Consider the following 23,104-nt stretch of genomic DNA (forward strand, 5'->3'; position numbering starts at 1 on the left):
CCCGGCGGCTGCCTCTTTTGTTAATATGACCCGGGGCCCCCCCCCCCCCCGCACCGCGGGTGCTCATTTCACCCTCACCCGGCCCGTTCGGGTAAAACCCCCCCACGCTCGATCCCGGAGCTGGCGGGCGCGCCGACGACGGTCCCCGGTCGCGGCGGTGCGGATCGGCAGAATCGGGGCGTGCCTGCACGTCGCCCGACCTCTCCCGCCGCCCGCCGCCCGGCGTCGCGGCCCTCGGGCGCGCGCGGCTCCGCGCGGCCCACGACGACGGCGAACGGCTCGGTCGGCGCGCCGCCGTCGGCCCGAACCCAGTCGTCGGCCTCGAAGTCGTCGGCCTCGAAGTCGTCGGGAGCGAAGGCCGGGGCGAAGGGCGGGGCGAAGGGCGCGGGGTCCAGGTCCGGGTCGAAGGCCGGCACGAAGGCGTCGGGCACGGGGCGGACGACGGCGAAGGGCTCGGCGGGCCGGAGGGGCTCGCGCCGCCCGGCGGGCCCGGCGCGCGAGGACCGGCGCCGCAGCCGCTACGGGCTGGTGCTGCCCGAGGTGCTCACCGTCCGGCTCATCGTGCTGTCGGTGGTGGTGCTCCTCGCGGTGGTGCTGCTGCTGCCGACGGTGCGGGGCGCGGTGCAGCAGTCGCACGAGCTGGACCGGCTGCGCACGGAGCTCTCGTCGAACCAGGCCGAGCGGGACCGCCTGGAGGTGGAGCTCGGCCGCTGGGACGACCGGTCGTACGTCGAGGAGCAGGCGCGGTCGCGGCTCAGCTTCGTCATGCCGTCGGACAAGGTGTGGCGCGTGGTGGACCCGGACGCGGCGGGCGGCGACGACGTCGACCCCGTGACCGGCGAGGCCGTGAGCTCCGGGCCGGTCGGCACGACGCGCGGCCCGACCGTGCCCTGGTACCAGTCGGTGTGGGAGTCGGTGCAGGTCGCCGACGGGCCGGCGGGTACGGGCGAGGGCGCCGGCGGGACGCCGGAGAGCACGCCGAGCCCGTCGTCGTCCGGGGACGGCTGACCCGGACCGTCAGCGGGCGGGGTCGAACCCGAGCCCGGCGCCGATGCTCGCGGCGGCGTCGAGCACCACGGGCGCGAGCGCCTCGACCCGCGCCGGCGGCATGGCCGGGCGCCGCGCGGAGACGCTGATCGCGGCCACGATGGCGCCGCCCGCGTCGCGCACCGGGGCGGCGACGCACAGCACGCCGGGCTCGTTCTCCTCCAGGTCGAGCGCGACGCCGCGGCGCGCGGACGCCGTCATGACGGCGACGAACTGGTCGGCGGTGAGGATCTCCGCCTCCGGCTCGCCGGCGGTGGCGCCCACCCGGCGCTCCGCGAGGAACTGGCCGCGCCAGCGGTCGGGCCGGTCGAGCAGCAGCGCCTTGCCGATCCCGGTGCGGGTCAGGGGCATCCGGTGGCCGGTCCGGGAGCGCGTCGGCTCCCCGCGGGTGCCGGGGATCTTGTCGAGGTAGAGCACCTGCCCGCGGTCCTCGACGGCGAGGTGCACGGTGTCGGACACCCGCGCGTGCAGCGCGCGCAGGGGCGCGGCGGCGACCGCCGCGACGGGGTTCTCCTGGAGCGCCTGGTAGCCCAGCTCGATGAGCGCGGGGCCGAGCGCGTACCGGTCGTCGAGCCGCCGCAGGTACCCGGCCGCGACCAGCAGCTGCAGCAGCCGGTGGGTGGTGCTGCGCCCGACGCCGGTCTCGGCGACCACGTCACGGAGCCGGTCGTGCCCCCGGGCGACGGCGTCGACGACGGCCAGCCCGCGCGCCAGGGTCTGCGTGCCTGGCGGGGCGGGCACCGGTCGCGTCGTCACGGGGCGAGGCTATCCCGATTATCGGGAAAGCTGCCCGGTTCCGCGGCGGCGGACCTAGCGTCCCGGCCATGCCCGATACCGCCCCCCGCCGCGACGCCGCGCTGGTCGCCGTCGACTGGGGCACGTCGGCCTTCCGCGCCTGGCTCCTGGACGACGCCGGCGGCGTGCTCGACGAGGTCCGCTCGGCCGACGGCTCGCTGCGCACCTCCGCGGGCGCGGCCACGGCCGCCGACCGCTCCGCCGCGTTCGCGCGGACCTTCGTCGCGCGGTGCGGGGCCTGGCTCGCCCGCCGCCCCGGGCTGCCCGTGGTGGTCGCGGGCATGGCGGGCAGCGACCACGGCTGGGCGGACGCCGGCTACCTCGACGTGCCCGTCGGCCTCGACCGGCTGGCCCACCACCTGACGGCCGCGCCCACCGACGCACCCGCGGCGGGCGGCGTCGTGCACCTCGTGCCCGGGCTACGCGTGCCGGGGCGTCGCGGACCAGGCCCGGACCCGGACGTGCTGCGGGGCGAGGAGGTGCAGCTCCTGGGCGCGCTCGCGGCGTCGCCGGACGGCGCCGCCCTCCCCGCGCAGGTGGTGCTGCCCGGCACGCACGCGAAGTGGGTGCGGCTGGACGGCGGCCGCGTCGCCGGCTTCTCCACCGCCATGACGGGCGAGGTGTTCGCCCTCCTGCTGCGCGACAGCGTCCTCGCCCGGCTGGCCGACGGCGGTCCGGGGCCGGAGCCGTCGCCCGCCTTCGACCGCGGCCTCGACGCCGAGGCCGAGCACGGCGACGACCGGGGCCTGCTGACGCTGCTCTTCACGGGCCGCACGCTGGCGCAGGCGGGCCGCCTCGCGCCGGGCGACGTGGCCGACTACGTCTCCGGCCTGCTCGTGGGCTCGGAGGTGCGGCACGCGCTGCGCTCGGCCCCCGCCAGCGAGGTCGCGGTCGGGGGAGAGGGCGCCCTCGCCCTGCGGTACCGGCGCGCGCTGGTCCGGCACGGCGCGGCCGCGCGCCCCCTGGGTGACGACCTGGCCCGCCGCGGCCTGTGGCGCGTCGCCGCGGGCGCCGGCCTCGTCGCCGCGACCGCCGCGCCGCGCACCGCAGCACCTGCCACCACGCCCGCCGCGACGCCGACCACGGAGGTCCGCCCATGACACCGCCCGCCACCGGCCTGGTCGCCATCCTGCGCGGGGTCACGCCCGCGGAGGCGGCGGCCGTGGCCCTCGCCGCCCTGGGGGCGGGCTTCGACGCCGTCGAGGTGCCGCTCAACTCGCCGGACCCGCTGGAGTCGGTGCGGCGCGTGCGCGCCGCGGCCGGCCCCGACGCCCGGGTGGGCGCGGGGACCGTCCTCACCCCCGACGACGTGCGGCGCGCCGCCGACGCCGGGGCCTCGCTCGTCGTGTCCCCGAACACCCGGCCCGACGTCGTCGCCGAGACCGTCCGGCTCGGCCTGGAGAGCTACCCGGGGGCGGCGACGCCCACCGAGGCGTTCGCCGCGCTGGACGCCGGGGCCACGGGCGTGAAGGTCTTCCCGGCCACCGCCGTCGGCGTACCCGGGCTGCGCGCGTGGGCGAGCGTGCTGCCCGCGGGCACGCGCCTCGTGCCGGTCGGCGGCGTCGACCTGACGACGCTGGCCGCGTGGGCCCGCGCCGGCGCGGACGGCGCGGGCGTCGGCACGTCCCTGTACCGGCCCGGAGACGCCGCGGCCGAGGTCGGAGCGCGGGCCGCCGCGCTCGTGCACGAGTGGAGGAACCCGTGAAGATCACGTCGCTGACGACGTACGCCGTCCCGCCCCGCTGGCTGCTCCTCAAGATCGAGACGGACGCGGGGATCGTCGGCTGGGGCGAGCCCGTCCTCGAGGGCCGCGCGGCGACCGTCGCGGCCGCCGTCGAGGAGCTGGCGGACTACCTGGTCGGCAAGGACCCGCGCCGCGTCGAGGAGCACTGGACCGTGCTGTACCGGGGCGGCTTCTACCGCGGCGGCGGCATCCACATGAGCGCGCTCGCGGGCATCGACCAGGCGCTGTGGGACATCACCGGCAAGGCGCACGACGCCCCCGTGCACGAGCTGCTGGGCGGGCGCGTGCGCGACCGGATCAAGGTCTACTCGTGGATCGGCGGCGACCGCCCCGCGGCCACGGCGGAGGCGGCCCGCGAGGCCGTGGCCCGCGGGTTCACCGCGGTGAAGATGAACGGGCCGGAGGAGCTCCAGTACCTCGACACCCGCGACAAGGTCGAGCGGGTGGTGGCGAACGTCGCGGCCGTGCGCGAGGCCGTCGGGCCCGACGTCGGCATCGGCGTCGACCTGCACGGCCGCGTGCACCGCCCGATGGCGCGCGTCCTGCTGGAGGCGCTGGCGCCCTACCACCTGATGTTCGTCGAGGAGCCGGTGCTGTCGGAGCACGTGGACGGGATCGCGGACGTGCTGCGCGCGTCGACCACCCCGATCGCGCTGGGGGAGCGGCTCTACTCGCGGTGGGACTTCAAGGACGTCATCACCTCGGGCGTCGTCGACGTGATCCAGCCCGATCTGTCGCACGCCGGCGGCATCACCGAGGTCCGCAAGATCGCGGCGATGGCGGAGGCGTACGACATCGCCGTGGCCCCCCACTGCCCGCTGGGCCCGGTCGCGCTCGCCGCGTGCCTGCAGCTCGACGCCGTCGCGTACAACGCGGTCATCCAGGAGCAGAGCCTCGGCATCCACTACAACACCGGCAACGACCTGCTCGACTACGTGGTCGACCCGTCCGTGTTCGCGTACGCCGACGGGATGGTCGAGATCCCGCGCGGCCCCGGCCTGGGCATCGAGGTGGACGAGGACTACGTGCGCGAGCGCGCGGCCGTCGGGCACCGGTGGCGCAACCCCGTGTGGCGGCACGCCGACGGCTCGGTGGCCGAGTGGTGAGCCGCCGGCGCCACGGCATCCCCGGTCCCGGGAGAGAATGAGGGCTGCCCCGCCCGCGAACGCCACCGAGGACACCGTGACCGACCAGCCCGCAACGCCCACCGACGAACGGCTCGCCACCGACCAGGCCGCCGTCACCGACCGTGACCTCGAGGTGCTCGCCGAGCAGCTCGGGCGCACGCCGCGCGGCGTCGTCGGCATCGCAGCGCGGTGCGTGTGCGGCCGCCCGCTGGTCGTGCGGACCGCGCCGCGCCTGCCCGACGGCACGCCGTTCCCCACGACCTACTACCTCACCCACCCGGGCGCCGTCGCGGCCGCGTCGCGGCTGGAGGCGGACGGCGTGATGAAGGAGATGACCGAGCGTCTCGGCGAGGACGAGGAGCTCGCGGCCGCCTACCGGCGCGCGCACGAGCACTACCTCGCGCAGCGCGCGGAGCTCGGCCGGGTCGAGGAGATCGAGGGCATCTCGGCGGGCGGGATGCCCACGCGCGTCAAGTGCATCCACGTGCTGATGGGCCATGCCCTGGCCGCCGGCCCGGGCGTCAACCCGCTCGGCGACGAGGCCCTCGCCCTGGTCCGCGACCAGTGGCGCCCGGACCGCTGCTCCTGCTGACGGGCCTTCGTCACACGGGCCGCGCACCGGCAGGCGCGGCGTCGGTGGTGAATGAGAAGGTGTCGCCCGTGACCGAACGCTCCACGACCACCCGGGTCGCCGCCATCGACTGCGGCACCAACTCGATCCGCCTCCTCGTCGCCGACGTCGCCCCCGACGGCACCCTCACCGAGGTCGACCGTCAGCTGCGCATCGTGCGCCTCGGTCAGGGCGTCGACCGCACCGGCGAGCTCGCCCCCGAGGCGCTGGCGCGCACGCTCGAGGCGTCGCGCGACTACGCCGCGGTGATCGCGGACACGGGCGCCACGCGGGTCCGCTTCGTCGCCACGTCGGCCACGCGCGACGCGCGCAACCGGCAGGAGTTCTTCGACGGCGTGCGCGCGGCCCTCGGCGTCGACCCCGAGGTGGCCTCGGGGCGCGAGGAGGCGGAGCTGTCGTTCCGCGGCGCGACGGCGGGCGTGTCCGGCGACCACCCCGGCCCGTACCTCGTCGTGGACCTCGGCGGCGGCTCGACCGAGCTGGTGCTCGGCACGACGACGCCGGAGGCGGCGCTGTCCATGGACGTCGGCTCGGTGCGCATGACGGAGCGGCACCTGCACTCCGACCCGCCCACGCCGGGCGAGGTGGACGCCGCGCGGGCCGACGTGCGCGCCGCGCTCGACGAGGCCGCGCGGACGGTCCCGTTCGGCCGCACCACCACGCTGGTCGGCCTCGCCGGCTCGGTCACCTCCGTCACCGCGCACGCCCTCGAGCTGCCGGAGTACCGGCGCGAGCGCGTGCACGGCGCCGTCCTCGGCGTCGACCAGGTGCTCGCCGCCTGCGACGACCTGCTGCACCGCAGCCGCGCCGAGCGCCTCGCGCTCGGCTTCATGCACCCCGGCCGCGCGGACGTCATCGGCGCCGGCGCGCTGGTCTGGTCGGAGGTCGTGCGCCGCGTGCGCGACGACGTCGCCGCCGCGGGCGGCACGCTGACCGACGTCGTGACCAGCGAGAGCGACATCCTCGACGGCATCGCCCTCTCGCTCGCCTGACCTCCCTGTCCCCGCCGACCAGGCGGTTGCCACCGGTATGAGGGAGCCGACGCGCCCATACCGGCGGCAACCACCTGGTCGGCGACGGCCCCTCGTCCGCGACACGACGGTGCGTCCTCCGTCCACTAATGCGCATACCGCACTAGTGTCTGTCGCGAAGCAGTCGGGAGGAGAGGGTCGATGGACACGACGCAGCTGCTCAAGGGGGTGCTCGACGCGGCGGTCCTCGCCGTGGTCGAGAGCGAGGACGGGTACGGGTACGACGTGGTGCGGCGCCTGCGCGCCCAGGGGCTCGACGACGTGGGCGACGCGTCGGTCTACGGCACCCTCCGGCGGCTGTACGCCGCGGGGGCGCTGACCAGCTACGTCGTGCCGTCGGAGTCCGGACCGCACCGCAAGTACTACGGCATCACCGCCCACGGGCGGCAGATGCTTGCCATCCAGCGCAAGGAGTGGCAGGAGTTCGCCGGCACCGTCGGCGGCCTCCTCGGGAACAGGGACGAGGCAGCCTGATGACGATCGACGACACCGTGGGGTCCGGCGACGACGCCCGCCCCCTGCTCGGCACCGTGCTCGGCGCGCACGCCCGTGGGTACGCGCAGGCGATCCGGCTGCAGCTCGCCGACCTCGGCCCGGAGGTCGTCGACGAGCTGACCGACGGGCTCGAGGCCGACCTCGCCGAGGCGTTCAGCGATGCTGCGGCGCCGCTGGCCCTCGCGGGCTCGGATTCCGGTGACGACGTCGCGCTCGACCTCGCCGCCCACTTCGGGCCGGCGCAGGCGTACGCGGCCGAGCTGCGTGCCGCCGCGGGCCTGCCCGCTGCCCTCCCCGCCGCGGCGGGGCGTGCTGGGAGGCGTTCCTTCGCCGCACGGCGGGCGCTGCTCGCCGACCGCTGGCGCCGCGCGTGGCATCCCGTGACCAGCACGCCCCAGTGGGAACGGCTGCGCGTGCTCGGGCGCGAGCTGCGTCCCGCCTGGTGGGTGGCGCGCGGGTGGGTCGTCGGCGCGCTGCTGGTCGCCTGGTTCACGTGGTCCACCGACGGGAGCCCGTCGCTCGTCCCGGGGAACTTCGGCGAGCTGATGATCATGGCCGGGAGCGCCCTCGTGAGCGTGCAGTGGGCGCGCGGTCGGTGGTTGCCCGGCCGGTGGCAGCACCGGCTCACCGTCGCGGCGTCCGTCGTCGCCGTGCTGGCCGTCCCGGCGGTGGCCAGCGCGACCCACGACCAGAGCGTCTTCGGCACGCAGGACGACGCGAACGCAGCGGCCGACGGCTACTCCTACGGAGCCGACACCGTGTCCTACGGGGACGGGTACACGGGTGACGACGGCGTCTGGGTGGAAGGGCGGCAGGTGGCGAACCTGTTCGTCTATGACGCGCAGGGGAAGCCGCTGCGCGACGTGCAGGTCTTCGACGACCGCGGTCGTCCGGTGCGCACCGTGCCGAGCGGCGGCGTCGACCAGACGTGGACTGTGCCGGACGTCCCCGGATCCTGGTACTTCCGCCCTGCGACGGCGGAGGACGGCCGGCAGCGCTGGAACGTCTATCCGATGCGCGCCGTGCCCGACTCCGAGATGGAGTGGTCGGACGACGCGGACGCGTTCGAGCCGCCGGTCGGAGTGCAGCCGCAGGACATGCCGTGGCCGTTCCTTCAGGCCCCCACGTCGGTCGGTGACCCCGCCGCCGAGGACGGGGCGGACGAAGCCGAGGGCGCGGCGCAGGACCAGCCGGAGCAGAAGGGCGGCGCCCCCGCGACGGACGCGCCGTCGTCGGGCACCGGCACCGGCACAGGGTCGAAGGGCGCCAGGGAGTCCTCGTCCGCGGGTGCGGCGACGGACGCCCGCACGTCGTCGACCGTGGCCGCGGGGCGCTGACCTGCGACGGCGCCGCGGGGTGGCGCGGTGGCCGCCCCGCCGGCGGCGGCCGGGGGTCGCACCGTGGACGCCTCGACTGCAGGGCTCCGGGGCGGTCGTAGAATGGTGTTCATGCCTCAGAACGTTCTGTCGTCGGACACCTCTGTCCAGGACGCGCCCGCAGCGGCGCCGCGGCCCCGTAAGGTTCCCCGCATCGTCGTCCTCGGCGGTGGTTCCGTCGGCCTCTACGCGGCGCGTCGTCTGCGCCGCAAGCTCGGGAAGAAGGACGCGGCGATCGTCGTCGTCGACCCGCGTCCGTACATGACGTACGCGCCCTTCCTGCCCGAGGCGGGCGCCGGCTCGATCGACGCCCGCGACGTCGTGGCCCCGCACCGCAAGGCGCTCAAGGGCATCGACGTGCTGCAGGGCAAGGTCACCCGCATCGACCACGGCGACCACAAGGTCACGATCCACCCCGAGGAGGGGCCGGACTACGAGGTCTCCTACGACCAGCTCGTCGTCGGCCTCGGCTCCGTCTCCCGCACGCTGCCCATCCCGGGCCTCGCGGAGAACGCGATCGGCTTCAAGAACGTGGAGGAGGCCATCGCGGTCCGCAACCACGTGCTCAACCGCATGGACGTCGCGTCCTCCACGTGGGACGCGGAGGCGCGCAAGCGCATGCTCACGTTCACGTTCGTCGGCGGCGGCTTCGCGGGCATCGAGGCCCTCGCCGAGATCGAGGACATGGCGCGCTACGCCACCCGCAACTACCCGACGATCGACGTCGACGACCTGCGCTTCGTCATGATCGAGGGCTCGAACCGCATCCTCCCCGAGGTCTCCGAGCCGATGGGCCTGTGGGCGCTCGACGAGATGAAGAAGCGCGGCATCGAGTTCCACCTGAGCACGTTCCTGTCGTCGTGCGTGGACGGCCACGTCGTCACCTCGACGGGCGTCGAGTTCGACACCGAGACGATCGTGTGGACCGCGGGCGTCAAGGCGAACCCGGTCATCAAGGAGGACTCGGACCTCCCGTTCGACAAGCTGGGCCGCGTCATCGTCAAGCCGACGCTGCAGGTCGCGACCGAGGACGGCGAGGTCGTCCCCGACGCGTGGTCCGCGGGTGACTGCGCCGCCGTGCCCGACGTCCTGAACCCGGGCCAGTTCTGCCCGCCGAACGCGCAGCACGCGATCCGCGAGGCCACGAAGCTCGCCGACAACATGGTCGCCGTCCTCAAGGGCGAGCAGCCCGAGGACTACGCGCACAAGAGCGTCGGCGTCGTCGCCTCGCTCGGTCTGTACAAGGGCGTCGCGGAGCTGTTCGGCTTCCTCAAGCTGCGCGGCCCGCTCGCGTGGCTCGCGCACCGCGGCTACCACGTCATGGCGATGCCGACCGGCAACCGCAAGATCCGCATCCTCATCGGCTGGATCGGCCAGTTCCTCATGGGCCGCGAGATCGTCTCCCTCGGCTCGCTGCACGACCCGCGCGACGAGTTCCGCAAGGCGTCCGTGCCGCCGAAGCAGCCGGGCCAGAAGGTGGAGCAGAAGGCCGAGTCGTCGGCCGCGCGCGCCGAGAAGGGCTGACCTTCCCCGGTACGGTGAACGGGCGTCGGGCCGACCTCTCGCAGGTCGGCCGGGCGCCCGTTCCGTCGTTCTCGCCCCCGTAGCCCAATTGGCAGAGGCGGCCGGCTTAAACCCGGCACAGTCCCGGTTCGAACCCGGGCGGGGGCACCGTTGACCTGCGTCGTCGTCGGATGCGGGCGCCACGTCCACATCCCGCGGTCTCAGGGGCGCGTCGTCGCGTCACGCTTCGCAACAGGCGGTTTCGCCGGGCAAGTGTCACGATCCGAGGAACAGACCCACTCGGAAGGGGTGGACTGATGTTCCCGACAAGGACGCAGTCGCTCGGAGCGGCTGTCACGATCGCGGTGGCGGGGCTGGTCGCCGGATGCGGGTCCGCGGACGACGGTGGTTCGGCGGAGACCGCCGACGCCGTGGTCTCGGAGCCGGCGGCGAAGGAGTCGCCGGCGGAGGACGCCCAGGAGTCCGACGCTGAGGACGACGACGCGACGGTGGCGCAGGCGAACGCGGTGGCGAGCGCTCAGAGCTACCTCGAGATGGGCGGCTTCTCGAAGTCCGGGCTCATGGACCAGCTGGAGTTCGAGGGCTACTCGAAGGCCGACGCGAAGTACGCCGTGGCGCACGTCGACGTCGACTGGGACGAGCAGGCCGAGATCGCTGCCAAGAACTACATGGACACGCAGTCGTTCTCGCGCTCGGGACTCGTCGACCAGCTCGAGTTCGACGGGTTCACGGCGAAGCAGGCCGAGCACGGGGCGGACTCCGTCGGGCTCTGAGCCGCCGCGCAGGCGGCGTCGCCGGATTCAAAGGGCGGCGTCGCCGGTCATGGCCGTCGCGACGTCGGCGCCGGCCCGCCGGAACGCGTCGACGACGCGGCGCACGGCGAGGCGCTCGGCGTGGTCCGGGCGCAGCACGGCGGAGACGTGCCGGGCGGAGGCGATGCCGGCCAGCTCGCGCAGCACGAGGCCGGCGCCGGTGGGCGTGGTGAAGCGCGGCAGCACGGCGACCTGGCGGCCGGAGGCGACGAGCGCCTCGATGAGGCGGTTGTCGCGCAGCCGCTGCGTGACGCGCAGCTCGGCGCCGGTGGCCTGCTCGACGGCGAGGCGCACGCTGTCGAAGGGGTAGCCGAGGGGCACGCCGATCCAGTCCTGGTCGACGAGGTCCTGGGGGCGCACGTGCGGCAGGCGGGCGAGCGGGTGCCCGGTGGCCATCGCGATGTCGAGGGGCTCGCGCGCGAGCGGCACCACGGTGAGGCCGTCCGCGCCGGCCGGCCGGACGCTGGTGAGGGAGTGCGCGACGACGACGTCGTGGTCGGCGGTGAGCGGGCCGTACTCGGCCTCTGCGATGTCGACGTCGACGCAGCGCAGCGTGATGGCCGTGCCCTCGAGGTCGGCCATGACGCGGGGGAGCAGGAACGTGGCGGCGCTGGCCAGCGCCGCCACGGTGACCGTGCCCGACGGCTCGCCCTGGTACTCGTCCCAGCGGGCCTGCACCTGCGCGAGGGTGGCGGCGACGGAGGCCCCGCCCTCGGCGAGCAGCCGGCCCGCCTCGGTGAGGCGGAGCCCTCGGCCGGAGGGCTCGACGAGCGGGGTGCGCAGCTCGCGCTGGGCGGTGCGCAGCTGCTGGGACACGGCGGACGGCGTGCGGTGGGTGGCGCGGGCCACCGCGGTGACGCTGCCCCGCTCGGCGAGCTCGCGCAGCAGCTCCAGGTGCCGGACGTCCATGAAGGCAGACTACAGACAGCGTGAAGCAACTTTCGCTTGTCCTTCAACGTCACCCGGGCGAGGCTGGGCGCATGCCCGCCCGCCACCGGCTGCTCGCCGTCCTCGTCGCCCTCATGTGGGGCCTGAACTTCATCGCGATCGACGCGTCGCTGCAGCACTTCCCGCCGATGTTCCTCGTCGCGCTGCGGTTCGCGCTCATCGCGCTGCCCACCGTGTTCCTGGTGCCCTGGCCGGACGTCCCGGTGCGCTGGGTCGTCGGCTACGGGCTCGGGTTCGGCGCGCTGCAGTTCCTCTTCCTGTACTGGGGCATGGCGGCCGGGATGCCCGCCGGCCTCGCGTCGCTCGTGCTGCAGATGTCCGGCCCGTTCACCGTGCTGCTCGGCGCGACGTTCCTGCGCGAGCGGGTGAGCGGCCGCCAGGTGCTCGGCATCCTCGTGGCCGTGGGCGGCCTCACCCTGGTCGCGTGGCAGCAGGCCGCGACCGCCACCGTCGTGCCCTTCCTGCTCACGCTGGCCGGCGCGTTCGGCTGGGCGATCGGCAACATCTGCAACCGGCAGGCGAAGCCGCAGAGCCCGCTGCGCCTCACCCTGTGGATGTCGGTCGTGCCGCCGCTCCCGATGCTCGCCCTGTCGCTGCTGGTCGAGGGGCCGGGCGAGATCGCGCACTCCCTCACGTCGTGGGACGACCCGGGGGCCGTGGGCGCCGTCGTCGGCCTCCTGTACACGGTGCTCGTCGCGACGGTGCTCGGCTCCGGCGTGTGGACCTGGCTCATGACCCGGCACCCGGCGGGCGTGGTCGCCCCGTTCTCGATGCTCGTGCCCGTGGTCGGGATGTCGGCGGCCTGGGTGCTGCTCGGCGAGCGCGTGACGCTCGGCGAGGGCCTCGGCGCCGTGCTCGTCGTCGGCGGGGTCCTGTTCGGCAGCACGCGGGCCGCCCGCCGCCTTCTGCCGTCAGCAGAACGCCCGCCCGTCGCGCCGCTCGCGGAGCCGTCGGGCGCCGGGCGCGGGTAGCGTCGTCGGCATGACGGCGGACATGCGGGTCGGCACGGTGGGCGAGGCGGAGCACGTGCGCGAGCCCCTGCTACGCCATCTGGTCGGCGGCATCCTGCGCCGGGCCCGGCTGCGCCAGGGCCGCACCCTCCAGGAGGTGGCCGGCGCGGCGCGCATGTCCACCGCGTACCTGTCCGAGGTGGAGCGCGGCCGCAAGGAGGCGTCCTCCGAGGTGCTGGCCGCGGTCTGCGCCGCGCTCGGCATCCGCCTCGTCGACCTGGTCGCCCAGGCCCACGACGCGCTCGCCGCCAGCGCCGAGCAGCAGGAGCGCGTGCGGGTGCTCACCTCGATGCGCGACCGCTCGCCGTCGTCGTCCCGGCACGTGCGCTCCAGGACGACGTCGGACGTCGTCGCTCTCGCCGCCTAGCGCTACCGTCGGGCGGCATGGAGTTCTTCTGCTACCACCGGGACCGTGCCGGGTCGACCGCGCTGCGCGAGGCGCTCAACGACGAGCACCTGGCCTACATGGACCGGTTCGCGGACGGGATGATCGCCCGCGGCCCGACGACGACGGACGGCGGCGAGACGCTGACCGGCAGCGTGCACGTCGTCGACCTGCCCGGGCCCGAGGCCGCCCGGGCGTTCGCGTTCGAAGAGCCCAACTACCAGGCCGGCGCGTACCGGGACGTGCTGCTGCGCCGGTGGCGCAACCTGGTCGGGCGCACCATGGGGGAGTACGCGGGCGGCCCCGAGGGCGGCCCCCGGTACCTGGTCCTCGGCCTGGGCTGGCGGGGCACGGGCGGGCCGGGCATCCCGGCCGGGCAGGGGGGCCTCGCCGCGGGACTCGTCGCGATGGGGCCGCTCCTGTCCGACGACGGCGCCACGGTCGTCGGTGCGGCCGCGCTGGTCGAGGCCGCCGACGCCGCCGAGGCGCGGCGGGCGCTGGTCGCGGACGACTACGCGGCGGTCGAGGTCCACGACTGGAGCTTCGGGGGACGACCGGCCGCGTCGTGACGTCGACGGCCCGACGCCTCGACGCGGCCGGCCGTCGCTAGGCCGCGGCGCGCGCCGGCACCTTGCGCGAGGTGACGACGGCGTCCGCGACGCCGTACTCGACGGCCTCGTGGGCGGACAGGATGAGGTCGCGGTCGGTGTCGGTGCGCAGCCGCTCGACGGTCTGGCCGGTGTGCCGGGCGAGCAGCTCCTCCGTCTCCGCGCGCAGGCGCAGCACCTCGCGGGCCTGGATGGCGAGGTCGGACACGGTGCCCTGGCCCTGGCCGGACGGCTGGTGCAGCAGCACGCGCGAGTGCTCCAGCACGGTCCGGTGGCCGGGCGTCCCCGCAGCCAGGAGCACGGCGGCGGCGGACGCGGCCTGCCCCATGCAGGTGGTGGCGACGTCGCAGCGCACGTACTGCATGGTGTCGTAGATGGCCGTCATGGCCGTGGCGGAGCCGCCGGGGGAGTTGATGTACAGCCCGATCTCCTGGTCGGGCGCCTCGGACTCCAGGTGCAGCAGCTGCGCCATCACGACGTTGGCCACGCCGTCGTCGATCTCCGTGCCGAGGAAGATGATGCGGTCGCGCAGCAGCCGGCTGAAGACGTCGGAGTAGCGCTCTCCCAGGGGCGTGCGCTCGACGACGTTCGGGATCGTGTAGCCGCTCATCACAGGCCCGCCTTCCGGCCGGAGGCCGTGGGGCGCACGTCGTCGACGTGCTCGACGATGCGGTCGACCATGCCGTACTCCACCGCCTCGGAGGCGGTGAACCAGCGGTCGCGGTCGCTGTCGGCGGCGATCTGCTCCACCGTGCGGCCGGTGTGCTCGGCGATGAGCTCGTGCATGACGCGCTTGGTGTGCTCGAGGTTCTCCGCCTGGATGGCGATGTCGACGGCGGTGCCTCCGATGCCGCCGGACGGCTGGTGCATCATCACGCGGGCGTGCGGCAGGGCGTAGCGCTTGCCCTTGGTGCCGGTGGTGAGCAGGAACTGCCCCATGCTCGCGGCGAAGCCGAAGCAGACGGTGACGACATCGTTGGGCAGCAGCCGCATCGTGTCGTAGATCGCGAGGCCGGCGCTGATGGATCCGCCGGGGGAGTTGACGTAGAGGGCGACGTCGGACCGCGCGTCCTCGGCCGACAGGAGCAGGAGCTGCGCGCAGACGCGGTTCGCGACGGCGTCGTCGATCTCCGTGCCGATCACCACGATGCGCTGGTGCAGCAGGCGGGCGGTGAGCTGGTCGTCGAAGGCGGGCGGGGGCGGGGACGGGGTGCTCATGACTGGTGTGCTCATGGGCCCACCGTCCCCCGCGCCCCGCCGGCGCGGGAGGGTTCTCTGCCGGGAGCGCATCTGCCGATGGCAGATCGTCGTCCGCCCCGAGACGTCGAGCGTGCTGACTTGATCCTCAAACGGGCCGTTCGAGGATCAAGTCAGCACGCTCGATGCACGTCGCGGGGGTCAGGGCCGCGGGAACCAGCGTCGCCGCACGCCCACGAGGACGAGCCCCGCGAGCACGAGGACGATCGCGGCCGGGACCAGCCAGCCCTGGGCGAAGCCGGTGCTCGCCAGCTCGCCGGGCTGCGGGGCCTGCTCACCCTGCGGCGGGTCGGCCTGCGGCGGCTCGGGGAGGTCCTGGCCGGGGCCGTCGCCTCGGCCGGACGTCCCGCCGCCGTCGTCGCTGCCGGGCCCGTCGCCCCCGTTGCCGCCGCCGCTGCCGTTGCCGCCTCCGGGCGGCGTGGTCGGATCGGGCGGCTCCGTCGGGTCCGGGCCGTCGGGCGGGTCGGTCGGGTCGGGCTCGTCGGGTTCCGCGAACGTCCCGCCTCCCAGCCATGCCGTGCCGGTCTCCTCGGCGAGGGTGCTCACGTCCCCCTGGGCGGCCACCTCGGGCGGGAGGCTGGCCGCCTCGAACCGGGAGCTGTGGACGGTGCGGGGTAGCCGCGGGTGGTCGCGGTCGAACTCCGCCTTCGGGGTCTGGGCGCGGGGCGCGTCGGGCAGCTCAATCCCCCCGAACACCTCGACCCACATGTCCATCTCGCCGTGCTGGTACTCGTAGCGGAACTGGGGGGTCTGCAGGAGCACCATGAGCTCGTCGAAGATCACCTGCGGGTCCCAGGGTGTGCGAGCGGGCCAGTCGCTGACGTCGCCGGAGCCGATGACGTCGTGGAAGGCGCCGGGACGCTTCGCGTCGCGGTCCTTGATCCACTCGGCGGCCACCCGGGTGGTGTAGACCCGGCGCATGTCGGCGTACTCGGGGTCCGCGTTGACATGCTCCTCGAGCAGGGGGCCGAAGTACTCCGCGTAGTACTCGGTGTTCGCCTTCACGAGGTCGGCGGGGGCGTCCGCGCAGGGGTCGTCGACGTCGGGCGGCGTCCAGTCGATGTCCATCGGCTCGACCTGGACCCGCAGCGGGGCGTCGAGGATGTAGAGCTGGTCGCCGTCGGCGCGGACCTTGGCCGGCTGGGGCTCGATCCAGGCGCGGGTCCAGTCCCAGCAGATGAGCCCGTCGTCGGTGCGTTCGACGGTGTCCCAGAACTCCTGCCCCGTCGGGGTCTCCGGCCGCATGATCTCGGTCAGGGTCTTCTTCATCGCGAGATCGGCCTCGAGCAGCACGCGCCCCGCGTCGGTGGTGGCGAACTGCTCGTCGATGATCGTCTCGGGCGTGTCCGGGTTGAGGTTGACCCAGAACTGGCTCGGGTCGAGCGCGAGCCAGGTCATGAGGGCGTCGGAGGAGAGGTCGAGCGCGGCCTCGCCGCCATAGCCCGGCTCCGCCTCGCCGTCGTCGGGCAGCTCGTCCGCCGAGAACGCGTAGCTGTAGTCGTCGGCCCTCGGGTCGTCGGACACGTAGCGAAGCTCCAGCGACCGCCAGTCGACGCCGCCCGGTCGGCGGGAACCGAAGCCGGGTCGGCGGTTGTCCTGCTCGATGTCGGCACGGATCCGTTGGGCTTCACGTGCGCTCGCGGCGTTGCGCCCCGACTCGTTCGCGAGCTGCTTCGCGGGGCCGGCGGTCGACCGCCGGGGGCACGTCGAGGACAGGGTCGTGACACGCGCGGCGGTCCCCCCGCACCGGGGGTCCATCGCGTCGCCCGACGGAGCGGGCGGGGTCTTCGGCACGCCCGTCGAGTGGAGCTTCGCGTGCTCGACGCCGAACTGCTTCAGCAGCTTGACCTGACCCGGCTTCGGATCCTGGCTGAAGATGTAGACGACCCGCCAACCCTTGGCGCGCAGCGCCTGGTCGGCGCGCAGCTGGTCCATCTTGAGCGACGAGTCACCGGACTTGAGCTCGTAGGCGATCTTGAGCGTGCGGTTCACGGAGTCGTACCGGCGGCGCGTGTCGAGCTTCTCCTCCTGCCAGAGCTTGTCGTCCTCGCACATCCAGTCCGCGCCTCCCAGCTTGAGGCGCTTGGCGACGTTCTTCTGGAAGCCGTCGCCTCGGTAGTCGTTGGAGATCGCAGGGATGTAGGTGTTGCGCCACCGCTCCCACGTGTAGTCCCCCTCGTAGACCTTCCAGCGGCGCAGCATGTGGTCCTTGGTCCCGGGCGGGTAGTCCTCGTAGCTCCCCGTGAGGGCGTCGAGGTCCGCTTGGGTGGGCTTCTCGAGGGGACGCAGCTTTTCGCCAGGGCTGTCGAACTCGTAGTCGTCGATGGTGTCTTCGTAGGCGTCGGGCAGGCCCCCGCCGGGCAGCTCGGCGGCGTCGGCGATGCCCTCGATGCCGTCGACGAGGACGTCGCACTGCACGTTGAACCGCGGCGCGGACTCGCCCTCGGGGCCAGGGATCAGCACCAGCGACGCCGCGAGGGCGAGCGCGGAGGCGACGGAGGCGGCGATCACCCGCCGCAGCCGGCTGCGGTGCGCGGCCGTGCGGCCTCGCTCGTCGACCTCGATGGCGGGGGTGCTCACGACGCTCTCCTTCGACGCGGGACGGGGCGGCTGTCGGTGCGTCCCCCGGGGCGGCTGTGCCGCGGGCAACGTTCCCGACGGTAGCCAGGAGCGACAGGGGGCGCGACCGTGACAGTCGTTGCCCGTGGCGACGGAGAGGGCGGGTGGTGCAGGTCAGGCCGGGGGCGTGTCCCGCTTGTACGCGTCGAGGTCGGCGTTGAGGCGCTCGACGAGCTCGGCGAGCAGGGTGCGGTCCTCGGCCGGCCAGCTCTCGAGGACGGTGGAGTACGTGATGGCCCGGCGGCGGCGCTGCGCGTCGAGGGCGCGACGCCCGCTGGGGGTCGCGGTGACGACGACGGCGCGGCGGTCCTCGGTGTCACGGCTGCGCACCACGTGTCCGGCCCGTTCGAGAGCCGCCACCTGACGGGTCGCGGTGGACGCGTCGATGCCGAGCCGGTCGGCCAGGGTGCGCACGTGCTGCGGGCCGCCGTCGCGCAGGGCGTGCAACAGGAGGTAGCCGGACCGGTCGAGGTCGTGGCCCCCGGTGCGGACGGTCGTGGCGGCGGTGGTCCGCTCGGCCCGGCGAAGCAGCTGGGCGAGGCCGAGCTCCACGCGCGCGATCACCTCGCCGGTGGCGTCGTCCGGGTCCGCATCGTGGTGCCCGTCCGTCGAACTGTTTCCCAGGGAAGCGGTCATAGGTGTATCCTACAGGTAATTGCCTGCATGATGCAGGTATCTCGGCGCCCCGGAGGCGCCGACCGGCGACCATGACGGCGCCGCACCAGGAGACGAGGCCCGCGGGGCGTCCGTGGGGCAGGAGCGAGGAGTCCGTGGCAGGCACACGCAACGAACCGAACAAGACCGCGATCTACGCGACCGCGCTGACCGCGTTCTTCGCGATCGCCGGCATCGCCGTCGTCGACCCGATCCTCCCGGTCATCGGGGAGGCCATCGGCGCCACGACGTGGCAGATCGAGCTGCTGTTCACGGCGTACATCGCCGTCATGGCGATCGGCATGATCCCGGCCGTGCTGGCCACGGGGAAGTTCGGGTACAAGAAGATCCTCGGCGCGGGGGTCACCCTCGTCGCGATCGCCGCGATCCTCGCCGCGCTGAGCACGTCCATCGGCCAGCTCGCCGCGCTGCGCGGCCTCTGGGGCCTCGGCAACGCGATGTTCTTCGCCACCGCGATGGTGCTGCTGGTCTCGCTCGCCAACGACCGCGAGTGGGTGGTCGGCATCTTCGAGACCTGCGTGGGCCTCGGGTTCGCCGTCGGCCCGCTCATCGGCGGCCTCCTCGGCAGCATCAGCTGGCGCGTGCCGTTCTTCGCCTGCGGCCTGTTCATGATCGTCGCGCTCGCGATGTCGATCACGAAGCTCAAGGACCCGGCCGAGAAGCCGGCGCCGCTCCACGTGGGCCAGGTCTTCTCGCTGTTCCGCAAGCCCGCGTTCCTCGCGCTCGCCGTCGTCACCGCCACGTACAACTTCGTCTTCTTCATCATCCTCGGCTACACGCCGATCTTCCTCGGGCTCGACGTCATCCCGCTGGGTCTCGTCTTCACCGCGTGGGGCCTGGGCCTCGCGTTCGGCATCCTCGTCGTCGGGCACAAGCTGGCCCACACGATCGGCGCCGTGCAGACCCTCGGCATCGCCGTCGCGGGCGTCCTCGTCATGACGCTGCTGCTGGCCCTCGGCCTCCCGACGGCGGCGTCGATCGTCGTCCTCGTCGTCGCGGGCGTGTTCATGGGCATCGCCAACGCGATCCTCACCGACCTGTCCCTCGCGCTCGGCGACCCGGACCGCCGCGTCACGACCGGCGCGTTCAACCTCGTGCGCTGGGGCTTCGCCGCCCCGGCCCCGGTGATCGCCGGGCTGCTGCACCCCGTGGGCGCCTCCGCCCCGTACTGGGTGGGAGTCGGGGTGCTCGCCGTCGGCGTGGTCGTCTTCCTGCTCACGGCGCACAAGATGGCCGGCCAGCTCGGCGAGCGCGTCCTGTGGTCGCGCTGGAACAAGGCGGCGGCCGCCGTCGAGGGCACGCCCGAGGAGGCCATGTCGGAACTGTGACCTCCGCACGGTGACGTCGCGGCCCCGGGCCGCGCAGGACACCAGGACAGGCGCCGGGCGGATCCTCTGCCCGGCGCCTGTCCGACTTTCGGACGATGCCCCGGGGAACCATGGGCGCGTATCGTCCGTTCAGCCCGTGCGTCACGACAGCGGAGTCGTGCCCGACCTGCCGACCGCCCGTCTGGAGTGAGCGTGTTCCGACTTGCCCGCCTGTCCCTGGCGAACCGCGCCGTCGTCGCCCTCGCGACCGTCGCGATCCTCGTCTTCGGGGTGCTGAGCCTGGGCTCCCTCAAGCAGGAGCTCATCCCGTCCCTCGAGCTCCCCGCCGGAGCCGTCGTCGCCGTGTACCCCGGCGCGTCGCCCCAGGTGGTCGAGGAGCGCGTCACCGAGCCGCTCGAGGCCGCCGCGCAGTCCGTCGAGGGGATCGAGTCGATCGGCTCGACGGCGTCGACGGGCAGCTCCGTCACGACGGTGCAGTTCACCTACGGCACCGACATGGACGCCGCCACGCAGCGCCTGCAGACCGCGATCACGCGCACCCAGTCGCAGCTGCCGGAGGACGTCGAGCCGCAGGTGATCACCGGGTCGCTCGACGACCTGCCGGTGATCCAGCTCGCCGCCGCGGGTGCCGACGGCTCCGTGGACGCCGCCGCGCTGGCGGACACCGTGGAGACGGTCGTCGTGCCGGCCCTGGAGGACGTCGACGACGTGCGCTCCGTGGCCGTGACCGGCGGCGAGACCGACCAGGTGCTCGTCGACGTGGACACGAAGAAGCTGGCCAAGGCCGGCCTCACCACCGACGACGTGGCGTCCGTGCTCAAGGACAACGGCGTCGTGCTGCCCGCGGGCACCATCACCGACGACGACGTCACCTACTCCGTGCAGGCGGGCTCCAGCATCGACAGCGTCAAGGAGCTCAAGGCGCTGCCGCTGGTCGTGACCCCCGACGCCGCGGCCGCGGCCGGCGCGTCGAGCACCGGCGACGCCACGGGCGGCACCACGGGCGAGACCGGCGACGGCACGGGCGCCCCGCCGGCGGCCGACGCCACCGGCCAGACCGACCCGGCCGCCAGCCGGACGCCGCAGGCGCCGCAGCCCGTCGTGCTCTCCGACGTCGCCACGGTCAAGGTGGTCCCGGTCGACGCCACCTCCCACTCCCGCCTCGACGGCGAGCCGTCGCTGGGCATCGCCATCACCAAGACGCCGGACGGCAACACCGTCGACGTCTCCCACGCCATCCAGGACGCGCTGGACGACCTGAAGCCGGAGCTCGCGGACGCGGGCGTCACCACGGCGGTCGTCTTCGACCAGGCACCGTTCATCGAGGAGTCCATCCACGGGCTCGCGACCGAGGGCGGGCTGGGCCTCGTGTTCGCCGTCCTCGTGATCCTCGTCTTCCTCATGTCGGTACGGTCCACGCTGGTGTCGGCCGTGTCGATCCCGCTGTCGCTCGCGGCCACGTTCGTGGTCATGAACCTCACGGGCTACACGCTCAACATCCTCACGCTGGGCGCCCTGACCATCTCGATCGGCCGCGTCGTGGACGACGCGATCGTCGTCATCGAGAACATCAAGAGACACCTGTCGTACGGCGAGGAGAAGAAGGCCGCCATCCTCACCGCGGTGCGCGAGGTGGGCGGCGCCATCGCGGCGTCGACCATCTGCACCGTCGCGGTGTTCGCGCCGATCGCATTCGTCAGCGGAATGGTGGGCGAGCTGTTCCGCCCGTTCGCCATGACGGTCACCATCGCGATGCTCTCGTCGCTGGTCGTGGCCCTGACGATCGTCCCCGTCCTGGCGTACTGGTTCGTCAAGACGCCCGCCGTGCCCGCCTCGCCCGAGGAGGCCGAGCGCGTGCGCGAGGCCGCCGAGGCCAAGGAACGCCGCGGCCTGTGGCAGCGGGCGTACGTGCCGAGCCTCGGCGGCGCGCTGCGCCACCCGTGGGTGACGCTCGTGATCGCGGTCGTCGTCCTCGGCGGCACGCTCGCGATGGTGCCGCGCCTGGAGACGAACTTCATCGGCGACTCGGGCCAGGACACCGTCACGGTGACGCAGACGTTCGAGCCCGGCGCGTCGCTCGACTCGCAGGACGCCGCGGCGCAGGACGTCGAGGCCGCCCTCGACGGCGTCGACGCGGTGCAGAGCGTGCAGACCACGGTCGGCACGGGCGACGCCGCGCAGGCCGCGTTCATGGGCGGCGGCTCGGCCCCGAAGGCCACGTTCGCGATCACGCTCGACCCGGACGCCGACGCCGTCGCCGCCCAGGACGAGATCCGCTCGGCCGTCGAGCCGCTCGCCGAGGGCGTCACGACCGGGGTCAGCGTCTCCGGCGGCGACTCCGGCTTCGGCTCCAGCACCGTGGACCTCGTGGTGCGCTCGCACGACGAGGGCAACCTCCAGGACGCGGCGCAGCAGGTCACCGACGCGGTGTCCGGCCTGGACGGCGTGGCCGAGGTGAGCAACAACCTCTCCGCCGCGCAGCAGGTGGTGCAGGTGGACGTCGACCGCGACGAGGCGGCCGCGCTGGGACTCACCGAGACCCAGGTGTCCGGCATCGTCGCGGGGGCGATGGACCCTGAGCAGACCGTGGGCGAGGTCGACCTCGGCGACGGCCCGACCGACGTCGTCGTGAAGTCGGGCGACGCCCCGGCCACGCAGGCGGAGATCGAGGACCTCGAGCTCCCGACGGCCACCGGCACGGTGCCGCTCACCGACGTCGCGACCGTCGAGCGGGTCGACGTGCCCACGTCGATCTCCCGCACCGACGGGGAGCGCTCCGCGACCGTGTCCGTCACGCCCGAGACGCAGGACGTCGGCACGCTGAGCGCCGACGTGACCGCGGCCACGGACGCCCTGGACCTGCCGGCCGGCGCGACCGTCGAGGTGGGCGGCGTCGCCGCCGACCAGGCGGACGCCTTCGCCGACCTCGGGCTGGCGCTCGTCGCGGCGATCGCGATCGTCTACCTGGTGATGGTCGCGACCTTCGGGTCGCTGGTGCAGCCGCTCATCCTGCTGGTGTCGGTGCCGTTCGCGGCCACCGGCGCGCTGCTGGCGCTGCTGGCCACGAACACGCCGCTGGGCGTGCCCGCCCTCATCGGCGTGCTCATGCTCATCGGCATCGTGGTCTCGAACGCCATCGTGCTCATCGACCTCATCAACCAGTACCGCGAGCGCGGGAAGACGCTGGACGAGGCCGTGCGCGAGGGCGCCCGCAAGCGTCTGCGGCCGATCGTCATGACGGCCCTGGCCACGATCTTCGCGCTCACGCCGATGGCGGTCGGGATCACCGGCGGCGGCTCGTTCATCAGCCAGCCGCTCGCGCTGGTGGTGATCGGCGGTCTGGTGTCCTCCACCCTGCTGACGCTGTTCGTCGTGCCGGTGATCTACACGCTCATCGAGCGGCGCAAGGAGCGGCGCGGGGTCAAGCGCGACTCCCGCGCGCTGCGCAAGGCGGAGAAGGCCGCCGCCCGCGCGGCCGACAAGGCGGAGAAGGCCGAGGAGGCCGCCGCCGTCGCCCGCCGCGCGGCGGACGACGCCGGTGCGGCCGGCACCGAGCCCGCCTGACCCTCCCGGACGCGGGGGGGGGGGGGGGGGGGGCGCCCCCCCCCCCCCCACGGGCGCGGGGGGGAGGCGGGGGGGGGCGCGGGGGGGGGAGGCGCTGGGCCCCGCGCCCACACGCCCAGCTGCCACCC

General features: G+C 74.1%; 21 protein-coding genes and 1 tRNA gene. 16 read left to right on the forward strand and 6 right to left on the reverse strand.

Annotated features, from left to right (window positions below; all coding sequences use genetic code 11):
• Positions 1-180: 180 nt before the first annotated feature.
• A complete protein-coding gene (locus ACFU9A_RS19830) occupies positions 181-1,008 on the forward strand; it encodes a septum formation initiator family protein (RefSeq protein WP_430577026.1) in 828 nt (275 codons plus the stop codon).
• Between the two features lie 9 nt (positions 1,009-1,017).
• On the opposite strand, the gene ACFU9A_RS19835 is transcribed toward ACFU9A_RS19830, so the two are convergent.
• The gene (locus ACFU9A_RS19835; RefSeq protein ID WP_430577027.1) at positions 1,018-1,803 is read right to left on the reverse strand and encodes an IclR family transcriptional regulator; all 786 of its coding nucleotides are present in this window, start codon (positions 1,801-1,803) and stop codon (positions 1,018-1,020) included.
• Positions 1,804-1,871: 68 nt separating this feature from the next.
• Here ACFU9A_RS19835 and ACFU9A_RS19840 point away from each other — a divergent pair, with 68 nt between their 5' ends.
• The 10 genes from ACFU9A_RS19840 (at position 1,872) to ACFU9A_RS19885 (ending at position 10,543) form a co-directional block, all read left to right on the forward strand.
• The gene (locus tag ACFU9A_RS19840) at positions 1,872-2,942 is read left to right on the forward strand and encodes a 2-dehydro-3-deoxygalactonokinase (protein ID WP_430577028.1); all 1,071 of its coding nucleotides are present in this window, start codon (positions 1,872-1,874) and stop codon (positions 2,940-2,942) included.
• Positions 2,939-3,547: a 2-dehydro-3-deoxy-6-phosphogalactonate aldolase gene (locus ACFU9A_RS19845; RefSeq protein WP_430577029.1), complete on the forward strand. Its 609-nt coding sequence runs from the start codon at positions 2,939-2,941 to the stop codon at positions 3,545-3,547. The genes ACFU9A_RS19840 and ACFU9A_RS19845 overlap by 4 nt, the downstream gene beginning before the upstream one ends.
• A complete protein-coding gene (gene dgoD, locus ACFU9A_RS19850; RefSeq protein ID WP_430577030.1) occupies positions 3,544-4,692 on the forward strand; it encodes a galactonate dehydratase in 1,149 nt (382 codons plus the stop codon). Before ACFU9A_RS19845 ends, dgoD begins: the two co-directional genes overlap by 4 nt.
• Positions 4,693-4,768: 76 nt before the next feature.
• The gene (locus tag ACFU9A_RS19855) at positions 4,769-5,305 is read left to right on the forward strand and encodes a DUF501 domain-containing protein (protein ID WP_430577031.1); all 537 of its coding nucleotides are present in this window, start codon (positions 4,769-4,771) and stop codon (positions 5,303-5,305) included.
• A gap of 68 nt (positions 5,306-5,373) precedes the next feature.
• On the forward strand, positions 5,374-6,336 hold the full coding sequence (locus tag ACFU9A_RS19860; RefSeq protein WP_430577032.1) for an exopolyphosphatase: 963 nt from the start codon (positions 5,374-5,376) through the stop codon (positions 6,334-6,336).
• 180 nt (positions 6,337-6,516) lie between these two features.
• Complete coding sequence (locus tag ACFU9A_RS19865; RefSeq protein ID WP_430577033.1) at positions 6,517-6,849, forward strand: PadR family transcriptional regulator; 333 nt, start codon at positions 6,517-6,519, stop codon at positions 6,847-6,849.
• Entirely contained in the window at positions 6,849-8,207 is a 1,359-nt protein-coding gene (locus ACFU9A_RS19870; protein WP_430577034.1) for a hypothetical protein, read from the forward strand. Before ACFU9A_RS19865 ends, ACFU9A_RS19870 begins: the two co-directional genes overlap by 1 nt.
• 111 nt (positions 8,208-8,318) lie before the next feature.
• Positions 8,319-9,770: an NAD(P)/FAD-dependent oxidoreductase gene (locus ACFU9A_RS19875; RefSeq protein WP_430577035.1), complete on the forward strand. Its 1,452-nt coding sequence runs from the start codon at positions 8,319-8,321 to the stop codon at positions 9,768-9,770.
• A gap of 73 nt (positions 9,771-9,843) precedes the next feature.
• Positions 9,844-9,917, forward strand: a tRNA-Leu gene (locus ACFU9A_RS19880).
• A gap of 149 nt (positions 9,918-10,066) precedes the next feature.
• Positions 10,067-10,543 (forward strand): Ltp family lipoprotein, encoded by a 477-nt coding sequence (locus ACFU9A_RS19885; protein WP_430577036.1) that lies wholly within the window; start codon positions 10,067-10,069, stop codon positions 10,541-10,543.
• A 27-nt stretch (positions 10,544-10,570) separates the two neighbouring features.
• On the opposite strand, the gene ACFU9A_RS19890 is transcribed toward ACFU9A_RS19885, so the two are convergent.
• Positions 10,571-11,491 (reverse strand): LysR family transcriptional regulator, encoded by a 921-nt coding sequence (locus tag ACFU9A_RS19890; protein ID WP_430577037.1) that lies wholly within the window; start codon positions 11,489-11,491, stop codon positions 10,571-10,573.
• A 71-nt stretch (positions 11,492-11,562) separates the two neighbouring features.
• Here ACFU9A_RS19890 and ACFU9A_RS19895 point away from each other — a divergent pair, with 71 nt between their 5' ends.
• Genes ACFU9A_RS19895 through ACFU9A_RS19905 form a run of 3 tightly spaced genes read left to right on the forward strand, consistent with a single transcriptional unit; the run spans position 11,563 to position 13,494 of the window.
• Positions 11,563-12,501 (forward strand): EamA family transporter, encoded by a 939-nt coding sequence (locus tag ACFU9A_RS19895; protein WP_430577038.1) that lies wholly within the window; start codon positions 11,563-11,565, stop codon positions 12,499-12,501.
• A 10-nt stretch (positions 12,502-12,511) separates the two neighbouring features.
• Positions 12,512-12,907: a helix-turn-helix domain-containing protein gene (locus ACFU9A_RS19900; protein ID WP_430577039.1), complete on the forward strand. Its 396-nt coding sequence runs from the start codon at positions 12,512-12,514 to the stop codon at positions 12,905-12,907.
• A gap of 17 nt (positions 12,908-12,924) precedes the next feature.
• Positions 12,925-13,494 carry a YciI family protein gene (locus ACFU9A_RS19905; RefSeq protein ID WP_430577040.1) on the forward strand — a complete coding sequence of 190 codons (570 nt, stop codon included), beginning with the start codon at positions 12,925-12,927 and terminating at the stop codon, positions 13,492-13,494.
• Positions 13,495-13,531: 37 nt separating this feature from the next.
• On the opposite strand, the gene ACFU9A_RS19910 is transcribed toward ACFU9A_RS19905, so the two are convergent.
• From ACFU9A_RS19910 to ACFU9A_RS19925, 4 genes are all read right to left on the reverse strand, one after another.
• Entirely contained in the window at positions 13,532-14,143 is a 612-nt protein-coding gene (locus ACFU9A_RS19910; protein WP_430577041.1) for a ClpP family protease, read from the reverse strand.
• Positions 14,143-14,766 carry a ClpP family protease gene (locus ACFU9A_RS19915; protein WP_430577042.1) on the reverse strand — a complete coding sequence of 208 codons (624 nt, stop codon included), beginning with the start codon at positions 14,764-14,766 and terminating at the stop codon, positions 14,143-14,145. The genes ACFU9A_RS19910 and ACFU9A_RS19915 overlap by 1 nt, the downstream gene beginning before the upstream one ends.
• A 165-nt stretch (positions 14,767-14,931) precedes the next feature.
• Positions 14,932-17,370, reverse strand: a complete 2,439-nt coding sequence (locus ACFU9A_RS19920; RefSeq protein WP_430577043.1) for a hypothetical protein — start codon at positions 17,368-17,370, stop codon at positions 14,932-14,934.
• Between the two features lie 153 nt (positions 17,371-17,523).
• Complete coding sequence (locus tag ACFU9A_RS19925; protein WP_430577044.1) at positions 17,524-18,045, reverse strand: MarR family winged helix-turn-helix transcriptional regulator; 522 nt, start codon at positions 18,043-18,045, stop codon at positions 17,524-17,526.
• Between the two features lie 134 nt (positions 18,046-18,179).
• On the opposite strand from ACFU9A_RS19925, the gene ACFU9A_RS19930 reads away from it, so the two are divergent.
• Positions 18,180-19,412, forward strand: coding sequence for an MFS transporter (locus tag ACFU9A_RS19930; RefSeq protein ID WP_430577045.1), 1,233 nt, complete (start codon positions 18,180-18,182; stop codon positions 19,410-19,412).
• Positions 19,413-19,604: 192 nt separating this feature from the next.
• Entirely contained in the window at positions 19,605-22,976 is a 3,372-nt protein-coding gene (locus tag ACFU9A_RS19935) for an efflux RND transporter permease subunit (RefSeq protein ID WP_430577046.1), read from the forward strand.
• Positions 22,977-23,104: the final 128 nt, after the last annotated feature.

It is taken from the genome of Isoptericola sp. NPDC057653 (genome assembly GCF_042799955.1).
In the GTDB taxonomy this organism is placed as follows: Bacteria; Actinomycetota; Actinomycetes; order Actinomycetales; family Cellulomonadaceae; genus Isoptericola.